The following is a 12,791-nucleotide window of genomic DNA, read 5'->3' on the forward strand; positions in this document are numbered from 1 at the left end:
AATCCTTACCAAAAAAATTTACGAAAACATGTCACGCTTAAGACACATCACCGTTATTTGTATTTTCCATTATCATCAATGCGAATAATATCGTCTTCACCCAAATAAGAGCCGGATTGAATTTCAATCAAATCCAATGCAATTTTTCCTGGGTTCTCTAATGAGTGTTCAGTACCTAATGGAATATAAATAGATTCGTTTTCAGTTACAAACTTTGTCTCACCGCCTTTTATAACTTTGGCGGTACCAGAAACGACCACCCAATGCTCTGAACGGTGATGGTGCATCTGCAATGAGAGTTTCTCGCCAGGTTTAACCGTTATCTTACGTACCTGAAAACGCTCGCCTTGCGCAATGGCGTCATGCTTGCCCCATGGGCGGTAGACCTCACGATGCTGCTTGCATTCCGAACGCTGTCCACGTTTCAGATGATTGACGATCTCTTTAACGTCTTGCACTTTATCTTTATTCGAGATCAACACAGCATCTTTGGTTTCAACGATAACCAAGTTATCTACACCTACCGTTGCGACCAATTTATGTTCGGCACGAATATAGTTATTTGAACAATCATGTTGCAACACATCACCAAAGGTGCTGTTGCCGTTTGCATCTTTCGCACTGATGTCCCAAAGCGCCGACCAGGAACCGACATCGCTCCACCCCGCATCCAACGGCACCACGATGGCATCCGCTGTCTGCTCCATCACCGCATAGTCTATGGACTCATCCGGGCAAAGAATGAAGGCTTCGCGATCGACACGGACAAAATCCAGATCCGGCGCCGTATGCAGCAAGGCCTGACGACACGCAGCCAAAATATCCGGACGAAATTTATTCAACTCCTCGAGATAACGGCTGGCTTTAAACAGGAACATCCCGCTGTTCCATAAGTATTCTCCGCTGGCAAGATACTCTTTAGCCGTCGACAGATTCGGTTTTTCAACAAAGCGGGACACCCGAGAGGCATGCGCCCCATCAATACTTTCACCTTTATGGATATAACCATACCCTGTTTCCGGACCGGTCGGCACAATCCCGAAGGTCGCCAGTTTTCCTGCTTCAGCATAAGGCACCGCTTGCAATACAGCCGTACGGAATGCTTCCTCATTCTGGATAACATGATCTGCTGCCAAAACCAGCAATAAGGGATCTTCGCCGCCAGCGGTCGCCTGCAACGCGGCCAGTGCAATGGCCGGTGCCGTATTGCGCCCAACCGGCTCCAAAATAATGTTGTGGGATAAACGAGTAATCTGTCGCAACTGTTCTGCAACAATAAAACGGTGCTCTTCATTGCAGATCACCAGCGGATTTGATATCTCCAACCCATCAAGTCTGTTGACCGTGGTTTGCAACATGGAAAATTCACTGCACAACGCTAAAAACTGTTTCGGAAATAATTCTCTTGAGAGAGGCCATAAACGGCTTCCGGTACCGCCAGCCATAATTACAGGATAAATATTACTCATAATAAATCTCACCGATCAGTATTTTATGGTTTTCGCGGTATTGAACTCATGCCATTTGGCATTAATGTATTCGGTCAGCTCACTGCGAAAACGTTCCGCAGAGAATTTGCAGGCTTGAGTACGACAGTCAACAGGGCTGATTTGGTCCTGTATTTTCTCAAATTGCTCTACGGCAGCGACCAACGAAGGGACCGTTTGTTCCGAGAAGAAAAGCCCGGTAGGATTACTGACGCCAAACGGACGCACGGTTTCCAACGCGCCACCTTTACCGAAGGTGATAACGGGTGTTCCGCATGCCTGCGCCTCTACCGGCGTAATGCCGAAGTCTTCTTCAGCAGCGAAAACAAACGCTTTGGCTCTGGACATGTGATCCTGCAATACCTCATTGCTCTGGTACCCCAGGATCTCAACGTTTTTGCCCGCTTTGGCTTTGATCTTCGCCATCTCCGAGCCGTCGCCTATCACGATCAGCTTCTTGTCAGGCATCGCACTGAAAGCTTCAACGATCAAGTCCATGCGCTTATAAGGGACCATTCGCGACGCCGTAAAATAGAAATCATCCTTGTTTTCATTAAGTAAGAATCGATCCACATCAACAGGTGGATAAATAACGTCGGCTTCACGGCCATACACTTTCTTAATACGACGCGCAATAAACTGTGAATTAGCGATAAAATGGTCGACGCCGTTAGCGGTACGATAGTCCCACATGCGAATTTTGTGCAGCAACCATTTAGCCAACCGCCCTTTCATGCCCTTCATCAAGTTAGCTTCGCGCAGGTATTGATGCTGCAGATCCCAGGCATAACGGATGGGCGAATGCACATAGCTGATATGCAGCTGATCGGGTCCAGTCAGAACGCCTTTGGCCACAGCATGACTGCTGGATAGCACGACATCATGAGAGGAGACATCAAGCTGCTCAATAGCCAACGGCATCAGAGGCAAATACTTTTGGTAGCTGGTCTTGGCTTTCGGTAGATTTTGTATGAATGTGGTTGTGGCATGCTTGTTGTGAATCTGTTGTCGAGCGGCATCCGACAAAAAATCGACCACGGAATAGAGAGTAGAATCGGGATATATGTCAATAAACTCTTTTATTACGCGCTCAGCCCCTGCGTAGGTCACCAACCAATCGGCTACGACCCCGACATTTAACGACTTCTGTTCAGACATACCTCTCCCCAACTCACCTTAAATTTGAAATCCCAATACAAGAATACTCTTCACTAATGATTCGGCTTTTCTGAATCGCTGAATGATATCTTCTCAACGTCTCTTCAGATATGCCAGGCATCCGCAATTTCATAATAACGTTCTACAATTACCGAATGCCTAATATTCTAGCGCTATCTCAACTGAGTGATAATATTTTCCAACTTCCTGGCCGATTCAAGCCAGGAATAATGACCGATGTTGTTGTAGCCTTTCTCTTTGAGCTGTTCGCGCAACGATTCATCGTTGATAATTCTATTCAGTGCATCAACCATTTCCTGATGCTTATACGGGTTAAAATACAGGGCACTATCCGCCAATACTTCGGGTAAGGAGGCCTGGTTCGACGAAACGACGGGACATCCGCAAGCCTGGGCTTCCAATGGAGGAATACCAAAGCCTTCATAGAACGAAGGAAAAACAAACGCTAAAGCGCGTTGGTAAATCGCCACCAACTCTTCATCGGTGACTCGCCCTAAGAATTCAACATTCTTCATGGCGTTCTCATCATTGCCAGAGAAATCCATGCCTGAAAAATTTTTATTCTTTCCACCGATAATCTTAAGTTTAACATCCGAATTTTGACATGCGGCAGAAAAAGCGGCCAGTAAACCATGAAAATTCTTATGATAGTTAGGCGACGAAACCGCCAGCAGAAAACGCTCATCAGTATTGCTGGCACTCTCGACACTTCTGCGAGAAAAAAGATCGGATACGGCATTGGCGATCACAAAGGTATTTTTCGGATTGTAACCATAAGTCGTCGTAATTTCTTTTTTAGAAAATTCACTAACGGTCAATAGTGCACGGCTGTTTTTTAGCATGATGGGAATCAGCAGGTTATACATCAACCGAAACTTTCTAGAATAGCTCTGCGGGAATTTCTTATAAGTCACGTCATGATGAGTCACGACCTTATTCTTATACCACAGCGGCGCAGTATTCCCTAAATTGATCAACAATGGATTGCCATTGGCTTTCAGATATTTTGGCAGGTCACGTTGTTCCCATTGATGCCCGGTTCGATGTCCAACCACCTTTACATTGAGCAACTCAGCAGCTTTCGTATTCTTTATATCACCAGGTGAAACAAAAACGATATCGTCGCGTAGTTCCCGTAGCGCCAGGCTAATCTGTTCGGCAAAGCGCTGCACCCCTGTTAACTCTTGTGTGAGAAATCGTGCATTAACAACAATCATATATACCTCTATGACGACGCCACTATACAATTCAAGCTTATCGTGTCTGCGCTTGGAGCCTTTGGGCATCAGCCATCTTAGAAAACTCATCTTGTCTAAATGACAAAAGCAAAGCAGAAATAATAATCGAGAAAACATACCCTGGATAATTAGTAATCGGGTTGTTATAAACTAAGTTGATAGATAGCGAAATCATCCAATACAGGAATACGCCCGTATAGAACTGTCCATAGCGGACTTTATTATACAGTTTCAGCAAAATAATTGACGCAGCAAGTAAGAAGATGAAAATTCCCACTCCGCCATAGTTGGAAAGCAAGAAGATATAGATACTGTCCAACGGCAGCGCAGCATCATCACCGACCGCGGCATTACCGTTAACGCCATAACCTGCTCCGGTAAAAATTGAATAGGTGTCACTATTTCTCACTTCTTCAATCAGTAAGATCCTTTCCAGAATACTTTGCTCTGCATAATTATTATCGCTTGAATAGATAGATTTATAGATCCCCATGTCCGTCATGGTTGCGTAGAAGAATGATGACAATGCCACGCATACAAGCACCACACTGGCTAAACTGGCTTTCAACGATAGGAAGCGGCGAATAAAAAGATAACCAAAATAGATACTGGCCATAATCATGGCGGTTTTCGATGTGGAACAGACAATACCGGCCGAGACAATGAGCATATATCTCAGGCGATTTTTCTTACTAACAAATGTGCTTAATATCAGACCGAAGAATAAAAATTCAGATAATGTAAAAGGACTACTAAAAAGACCTATCGCCCTAAAGAATCCGCTTGCGGTGCGTAAGATTATCCCATTATCTTTTCCCACTTGCGTAAACTGTAATCCAGGAGTCACCCCGGTTAGCGCATAAAGCAAACCTGAAAACACGCTTTCCAGTATGGCGAAAATAGCATTAACAACGGTAACTATGACGTAAACTTTAATCAACCTTATCAGCAACTTCATGCGATGTTCAGGTTCAAGACACACCAAGAGAGCGGCAACCAACAACGATGAATAGGTAAACAACTCGAAGCGGAACTGCGTAACGACGTTACCAATTTTAAAATTGCTGTTAAGAATAGAAATCAGAACATATGACAGGGAAAGCACAACCATGCCAATAAAAAGCAGTAGGTAGCTTCTAAAACCGGGGCCGGTTCTACTCTTATTTGCCACCAGATAAAGCAGTAAAAATGCCGGTAATGCCAAAGAATAGACATCTTTATAAAGCAGTATCAGGCGCGTCGTATTGTGAGCGACGATATTGATAACCCCACTGATTGAAATTACTACCAGATAGGTGATAACAAAATAGTCTGCGAATTTTTTCGATGAGAATCCCATATCAGCTCTTATAAACCTCTTGATAACCCGCAGCCAACCGCCCGGCGTCAAAGGGATTCACATCAACAAACTCGACGCGCTCATTTTTTAAGATTCGCAGTTTTTCCAACGTAAATTCACTCAGCTGATATACATTGGGGTAATGTTCAGCGATTTCAGCAACGCCACCGGCGAAAGAAGTGAAGACGTGCTTGCCGGCAGCAGCCGTTTCCGCTACTGCTCGCCCAAACGGTTCATTCCAGAGTGTAGGCAAATAAACCATATCAATCTGAGCCAGGAAGGATTCTACCGGCACAAACCCCAACAGATGGACACCCGCCTCCTCCGCCCTAAGTTGCAAGGCGCGGCCTTCATCCGAGGAGGAAAAACGCCCGGCAGCGTAAAACTCCACCTCACCAGATATCGTCATTTCCAACGCTTTGGCGCAGAACGCCTTGAACCCTTTATCTGTGGTCAAACGGCCAATAAAGCCAATCCGGATAACCGACGACGATTGGTCGGCAACATGACTTTTTTTTATCGGATTGTAGATGTGACTATGTCGGGCATTAATGGCAAAACCATTATCTTGATGCAATGCAGAGATGTACTTGCTGATGCCGACAAACCTATCGACATTCTTGCTTTTTCGCTTTTTCACCATAGATGTCAACTGGACCGCTGCAGAACCTACATCCATATTTTCCCCATGTTGAAACAGCGTACAGTTATGGTGAAAGAGATAATAGTCACGAGCCGTATGGACGAGTTTTATATTCCTTTTTTTGACACAGCCCCAAATCGCAACAGAAAAGCCACTGATGTTATTGGTATGTACCACATCGGGATTAAAATCATCCAACTCTCTGGAGAAAGACTTTCCCATCATTGGATTGAAATTGTCAACCAAATGCCAGACGACTTTTGACAACTTCCCTTTTTGCTCATTACTGAAAGGCCAGTACAGATTTATCAGCGGTAAATAAACCACCTCGACGCCATTTATTTCCGTCTGCTTTCTGAACTTTTCATCGTGTAAACAAACTACGCGAACTCTATCGCCTTTTGAAACCAGCTCTTCCGCCAAAAGTTGCACAGACACTTCCGCGCCGCCAACCTTGAATGGTGCATATAATGTATTAACAATTAATATATTCATAATAGCCGGTTTTTATCAGGTATTTCGGCGCCGTAAGACGAAGCGCTTTAGATAAAGCGAGGTTATAAAGACACTTATAACCTCTTGAAGGGAGATTTGCTTTCTTACGCGTCTTTACTGCCAGATTTGTATTCGTATTGGTAGTAACCGTAGTTGCCATAGTAGCTGCTTGCGCGACGTTCAACGGCGTTCAGAATAATACCTTTGATCTCGATACCGTTTTGATCGAATCTACGCACGCTGATCTCGAGTTCTTTAACCGTGTTCATACCGAAGCGCGCGATCATCAGCGCCGTACCGACATGGTGGCCAATAATTGCCGCATCGGTGACAGCCAGGATAGGCGGGGTATCGATCAGAACCAGATCATAATGCTTGTCCGCCCATTCGACCAAATCGGCAAAACGGCTGTGCATCAGCAACTCAGAAGGATTCGGTGGAATCTGACCGCGAGGAATAAAGTCCATTCCGTTGATTTGCGTAGGACGAACCGCGCTGGCAGCATCGATTTTGCCTGACAAAATATCAGATAAACCATCCTGCCAATTGGCATCCAGCAGTGTGTGTGAATACCCTTTTCGCATATCGGCGTCGATAACCAGCACACGCTGCCCTGCCTGAGCGATAACCGCCGCCAGGTTGATACTGACAAACGTTTTACCGATATTTGGACTGGCGCCGGAAATCATCAACACATTATTCTTCGCTTCCATCATCGCAAAATGCAGGCTGGTGCGCAGACTGCGAACGGCTTCGATGGCAAGGTCAGCCGGGTTACCGACGGCAAGCAACGAGTTGGCGCGCGTATTGGACTTGCGATGAGTGCGCAGCAAGACTTCACGGTCTTTTTTCTGCTGCCATTCAGACAATGGAATGCTGGCGTAGACGTTGATTCCCCGCTGCTCCAACTCGTCAGGGCTCTCGATTCCATGGTGCAGCATGGTTTTAAGCACCACGATGCCGATGGATAACATCCCGCCCAATACCACACACAGCAGAACAATCAAAGTCTTACGTGGCTGAACCGGTTTTGGCTGAGTCACCGCCGGATCGACAATACGCACATTACCCACGGTACTGGCTTTGGTGATCCCAAGCTCTTGTTGCTTATTCAGCAGCTGCATGTAGATTTCTTTACCCGCATCAACATCTCGGGTTAGCCGCAAGATTTCCTGCTGCGTCTTAGGCATTACGCTAATACGTTTGTTCAGCTTCGCGCGTTCCCCTTCCAGGGTCCCACGCTTCTCCATCAAAGCACGATATGCCGGGTGCTCTTTAGTGTACAGCTTCGATATCTCAGCTTCTTTGAAGGTCAACTCATTCAGTTGTGCCTCGACAGAAACCACACTGTCCAGCATAGACTTGGCTTCGAGCGACAGATCGACGGAGTCATTGTCCTGACGGAACTTATTCAGCTTATCTTCAGCGATGTCCAGCGAGGTTCTCACCTGCGGCAGTTGCTCTTTCAGGAATTCGAGGCTCTTGGCCGCTTCTTCCGACTTACGCTCAACGTTCTGCAGCAAATAATTTTTCGAAATGCTGTCGAGCGTTTTACCCACCAGCTCAGGATCTTCCCCTTGCAAGGTCAACGCCAACACGCCGGTGTCCTTGGCTTTATCTTCAACCGTCAACGCCGCGAGCAACGCGTTAATAGCCATCAGATCGCTGCGCTTGGTCACTTTGAAGACCGTACCAGGCGCCGCGTCAATTTCGCTGACCAGCATGGTCACGCCTTTTTGATTGACCAGCTCACCCGTTTTGCCTTTGAGGAATTCATCACCATCAACGCTGAGAGCGAAACTGTTTTTATCAATCACTTCCAGCTCAAGGTCTTTCTCATTCCATGAATAAGGAATAGACAAACGCGACAAGGCTATCTTGCCGGGTTCGTTCCCCATCAAACGATTCCAACCCTGCCCAAAAATCGGGAAGTATTTTTGTTCGACGACCGTATTCAGATTCAAATCTGCGACGGTTTTGCCGAGCACCATGCGGGATTTGATCAACTCAATCTCCGCCGCAGAGCCAGGCTGTGCCGTAGGCAACATTTCGGAAAGGTTGTTGAGGATCGAGTTACCCGAACTTTGTTCAACTTGAATCAATGCATCCGACTGGTACACAGGCGTAGCGAACAGAGAATAGACGATGCCGATCACGGCAAAGAATGTCGTAATCCCTATAATCAGCCACCGATGATCCAGCAGCGTTCCCAGCAACCGACCTAAATCAATCTCATCATTACTTGCGCCCGCAGCCGGACCCAGTTTGCTATTATCAATCATTGTCATCTCTGGTTAACGATTTAATGCTTTTGCCCATTTCTGCGCAGCTTCAGCCAGAAGGTTATATACAAACTCAAACGCTTCGTGACTCTTCTTATACGGATCAGGAACTTCGGCCTGCCCCAGCCAGTGAGCGAACAGCATGGTTTTCCCCCTGACTTCGGGGGCTAAACGGCAAACGGCCTCAATGTGACTTTTTTCCATCACCAGTATCAGCGAATATTCACGACACATTTCCTTGGTCAACTGCTGTGCAACATGGTTATCCAAAGAAAGACCATGCTCTTCCGCCACCGCCACCGCAGCCTCATCCGCCGGCTTACCGACGAGTGCGCCGATACCGGCCGACGCGATTTTTTTTTGTGGCAGATGTTTTTTCAACAGCCGCTCCCCCGTCGGAGAACGGCAGATATTTCCAACACAGACAACCAAAACAGAATCAAACATAGCGTATCCTCTACGGCCAGTTACGAATACGCAGCGTACCTTCCGTCAGGTTGTTGAAGCCGTCAATGGTTGGCACCAACTGCGTAACCAGACGATTCCAACGAGCGACCGGCGCCGCAGTGACATAGACAATGTCATAAGGCTGAAGGTGGAACTCCGCCCCCATCACCATGGCTGTCGCATCCGACATATTCAACTGATAGATGTTCGCCAGTTTATTGCCCTGAGTGCCATGCAGAGGTCGAATAACGAAAATGCCTGTCGCATCAGCACTGGACTGCGCTATCCCTTGGCTTGCTCCCAACGCTTCCGTCAACGTCATACCGCTGCGATCCATCTTAAGCGTGGCCGGCGTTCTGACTTCCCCCATCACAAATACTTTCAGGTCGTCATTACGCGGGATATACAGAATATCGCCAGGATAGAGCAGGCGGTTTTGCGTCAGATCGCCATTCTGCATCAGCTTTTGCAGAGACAGATTCGACTCTTTGCCATTGTGCGTGAGAATAATATTGCGCCAGTCTGCATTTTCGGTCAGCCCGCCGGCGGCATTGATGGCATCCATCACCGTCAATGGCACGTTAGTAATCGGTTGTTGCCCCGACTTGGCGACTTCCCCCGTCACATACGCTTTCTGAGAACGGAAAGCGGCGATATTGACGTCAACCTGTGGGCTTTCTATATATTGCGCCAGTCTCCTGGCGATTTGATCGCGGATCTCGGTGACCGTTTTGCCTACCACGCTCACCTTGCCGATATAAGGGTAGAAAATTGAACCGTCGGCATGCACCCAGTTACCGGTGTCACTGGCGCTGCGGTATTGACCAGCCGGCGTTGTCAACTCAGGGTGATCCCAGACCGTCACGTTAATAACGTCACCCACCCCAATCCGGTATTCATATTTGCTCAGCGACGCATCCAATTGCGCATTGGACTGGGCGATCACTTTCGCAGGACGCAACGAATCCAGCAGCTTAGGCGTCATAGGGTAAATATTAACCAGCTTATCAATGTCGAAGTCAGCATCTTCTTGTTTTACGACTTCTTTTCCACTGGTCGATAAATGGGTTCCAGGAAACACCGTGCATCCACTGATTACGCTGATTGATATCAATAGCGATATCACTTTCAATTGTCGTTTTGCCATCAAATTATCATCACTTTCAAGTAAATGTATCTGCAAAGCTACAATGCTAGCCAACCGTGGCTGCGTCGCTGTAACCTTATCAAAATGCCTGACACTTGCTGCGCCGTCTCTCAATAAGCGCCCTGTTGCAATTTTCAAAAACGTTTATCTGCCGTTGATAAGAGCAAAGCTATTATTGGCAAGATAAATAAGCTGAGAAGCCTCTCATTGGCGAAAATCGATGCCGGGGCCGATTCGGGCTTTAATTTGTATTAATAACAGTATATTGCAGAGTAGCCTGGTAAGTTCGTGCAAAAATCACTCGCCAAGGCAACTCAACAACCCGCTATTGAATGTATACTAATATAAAAATTGAGACAGTGAAATTCCCCAAAATTCAACCACTCTCCTGATTTCCTTACAGTGATCTGGCCGATGGGAAACCATCCAGTCTAGTTCAAAACGCCAGCTGTTCAGCCCATTCCCGGAAAGCCTTGCCCTGAGTAGGATGACGCAAACCGTAGGTGACAAAAGCCCGCAAGTACCCCAGTTTTTCACCACAGTTGAACGACTCCCCAACCAACTCTGTTGCCTCTACCGGTTTGTGTTTCAACAATTCGGCAATCGCATCGGTCAGTTGAATACGGCCCCAGGCCCCCGGTTTGGTCGTCTCCAGAAGAGGCCAAATATCCGCTGACAACACATAACGTCCCACCGCCGAATAGTTGGATTCCAACTTGGTTTCCGGCGCCGGTTTTTCGATAATCGACGTGATACGAGCGCTTTCGCCGGGAGCCAGGCTGCTGGCTTCACAGTGCACCACAGAATAGTCATGCAGGACGTGTTCATCCGCCGTCTGAACCAACACCTGGCTCAGACCGGTTTGTTCAAAGCGCGCAATCATGTGTGACAGATTGTCTTTCTTCAAATCGGCTTTTGCGTCATCCAGCAAGATATCCGGCAACAGAACGACAAACGGCGAATCACCGACCAAAGGTTTGGCACAGAGCACCGCGTGGCCCAACCCCTTTGGCTGCCCCTGCCGGATATGCATCAGCGTGACGCCTTTTGGCGTTATCGACTGCACCTCATCCAACAGTTGCCGTTTCACACGAGCCTCCAGCATCGCCTCCAATTCGAATGAGGTATCAAAATGGTTTTCGATGGCGTTCTTAGAAGAATGCGTCACCAAGATGATCTCTTTGATCCCGGCAGCAACACATTCATTGACAATGTATTGAATCAGCGGTTTATCTACGATCGGCAACATTTCTTTCGGAATCGCCTTGGTCGCCGGAAGCATACGCATACCCAGCCCTGCCACAGGAATAACCGCTTTCAACTTCGTCATAGTAGCCCTCATTCAATCTGGTGATCGCTTTCAGCCGCAGTGGCGACAGCCTGTTACTTATTCAACGTCTGCTTCAACCAGCGGCTGAAGTTTTCGCCTTCGGAACCGTGACGCAATCCATACTGCACAAATGCCTTCATGTAGCCAAGCTTGTCACCACAATCATGGGATTTACCGCTCATATGGAACGCTTCCACCGTTTGTTCCTCCATCAACATCGCGATCGCATCGGTCAGTTGGATCTCATCGCCCGCGCCGGGTGGGGTCTTTTCAAGCAACGGCCAAATATCGGCGGCAAGCACATAACGACCAACAACCGCCAGATTGGAAGGCGCATCCTCGCGAGCCGGCTTCTCTACCACGGCCGTCATCGGCGCACTTTCACCCGCAGCGAGCGTCGCGCCCGCGCAGTCAACTACGCCGTATTTAGACACATCCTGTTCCGGCACCGGTTCAACCATAATCTGACTGAATCCCGTCTCGTCGAAACGCTGGAGCATTCTGGCCAGATTATCTGTGCGCAGATCCGCGGTTGCATCATCCAGCAAAACATCCGGAAGCAGCACCACAAAAGGAGAATCGCCTACCATCGGCTTGGCGCACAATACGGCATGTCCCAACCCTTTCGCCTGGCCCTGGCGCACTTGCATCACGGTCACATCCGGCGGGCAAATACTTTGCACTTCAGCCAGCAACTGGCGCTTTACGCGCGCTTCGAGCATCGCTTCCAGTTCAAAAGAAGTGTCGAAGTGGTTTTCAATCGCATTTTTTGATGAATGGGTAACCAAAACGATGTCTTTGATGCCCGCCGCTACGCACTCACTGACGATGTACTGAATTAAGGGCTTATCGACCACCGGCAACATTTCTTTAGGGATGGCTTTGGTTGCCGGCAACATTCGGGTTCCCAGGCCCGCTACAGGGATCACTGCCTTGAGTCTTTTCTGCATTTTCATTCCAATTCATCGTGGCGCTGAATCCCCACGGCAAGTAAAAAGGGAACATTCATCAAGCATGCTACCGCCCTTGGCTTGCAGCTACCAAAGTACTGTTATTGACGTTTTCACTCACGTCACCCCGTGAGCCAAATCACTTTTTGTAAAGCGGCATTTGCTCTTAATCTGGATTGCCGCACCGCTCACAAAACAATAAAAAAACTGGAGCCTTTATAACCAAACAATGTTAGTTACTGACGTTTATATGG

At 47.6% G+C, this 12,791-nt stretch carries 10 protein-coding genes; all 10 read right to left on the reverse strand.

Features of this window, described 5'->3' with window-relative positions; genetic code table 11:
• Nucleotides 1-53: 53 nt before the first annotated feature.
• The 10 genes from IMX17_RS10580 to galU (IMX17_RS10625) all read right to left on the reverse strand — a co-directional run bounded on the left by IMX17_RS10580 (nucleotide 54) and on the right by galU (IMX17_RS10625) (nucleotide 12,537).
• A complete protein-coding gene (locus IMX17_RS10580; RefSeq protein ID WP_182264844.1) occupies nucleotides 54-1,469 on the reverse strand; it encodes a mannose-1-phosphate guanylyltransferase/mannose-6-phosphate isomerase in 1,416 nt (471 codons plus the stop codon).
• 15 nt (nucleotides 1,470-1,484) lie between these two features.
• Nucleotides 1,485-2,645 carry a glycosyltransferase family 4 protein gene (locus IMX17_RS10585; protein WP_033650610.1) on the reverse strand — a complete coding sequence of 387 codons (1,161 nt, stop codon included), beginning with the start codon at nucleotides 2,643-2,645 and terminating at the stop codon, nucleotides 1,485-1,487.
• A 173-nt stretch (nucleotides 2,646-2,818) separates the two neighbouring features.
• The gene (locus IMX17_RS10590; RefSeq protein ID WP_193549754.1) at nucleotides 2,819-3,883 is read right to left on the reverse strand and encodes a glycosyltransferase family 1 protein; all 1,065 of its coding nucleotides are present in this window, start codon (nucleotides 3,881-3,883) and stop codon (nucleotides 2,819-2,821) included.
• Between the two features lie 37 nt (nucleotides 3,884-3,920).
• Nucleotides 3,921-5,243, reverse strand: a complete 1,323-nt coding sequence (locus tag IMX17_RS10595; RefSeq protein ID WP_193549755.1) for a hypothetical protein — start codon at nucleotides 5,241-5,243, stop codon at nucleotides 3,921-3,923.
• 1 nt (nucleotide 5,244) lies between these two features.
• Nucleotides 5,245-6,381, reverse strand: a complete 1,137-nt coding sequence (locus IMX17_RS10600) for a glycosyltransferase family 4 protein (protein WP_193549756.1) — start codon at nucleotides 6,379-6,381, stop codon at nucleotides 5,245-5,247.
• 104 nt (nucleotides 6,382-6,485) lie between these two features.
• Nucleotides 6,486-8,663, reverse strand: coding sequence for a tyrosine-protein kinase Wzc (gene wzc, locus IMX17_RS10605; RefSeq protein ID WP_193549757.1), 2,178 nt, complete (start codon nucleotides 8,661-8,663; stop codon nucleotides 6,486-6,488).
• A 12-nt stretch (nucleotides 8,664-8,675) separates the two neighbouring features.
• A complete protein-coding gene (locus tag IMX17_RS10610) occupies nucleotides 8,676-9,110 on the reverse strand; it encodes a protein tyrosine phosphatase (protein WP_182264849.1) in 435 nt (144 codons plus the stop codon).
• A gap of 10 nt (nucleotides 9,111-9,120) precedes the next feature.
• Nucleotides 9,121-10,257, reverse strand: a complete 1,137-nt coding sequence (locus tag IMX17_RS10615) for a polysaccharide export protein (RefSeq protein ID WP_182265119.1) — start codon at nucleotides 10,255-10,257, stop codon at nucleotides 9,121-9,123.
• 436 nt (nucleotides 10,258-10,693) lie between these two features.
• Nucleotides 10,694-11,587: a UTP--glucose-1-phosphate uridylyltransferase GalU gene (gene galU / locus IMX17_RS10620; protein ID WP_182264850.1), complete on the reverse strand. Its 894-nt coding sequence runs from the start codon at nucleotides 11,585-11,587 to the stop codon at nucleotides 10,694-10,696.
• 53 nt (nucleotides 11,588-11,640) lie between these two features.
• Complete coding sequence (galU, locus tag IMX17_RS10625; RefSeq protein WP_182265120.1) at nucleotides 11,641-12,537, reverse strand: UTP--glucose-1-phosphate uridylyltransferase GalU; 897 nt, start codon at nucleotides 12,535-12,537, stop codon at nucleotides 11,641-11,643.
• Nucleotides 12,538-12,791: the final 254 nt, after the last annotated feature.

The organism is Serratia sp. X3, assembly GCF_014982455.1.
Lineage (GTDB): Bacteria > Pseudomonadota > Gammaproteobacteria > Enterobacterales > Enterobacteriaceae > Serratia > Serratia ureilytica.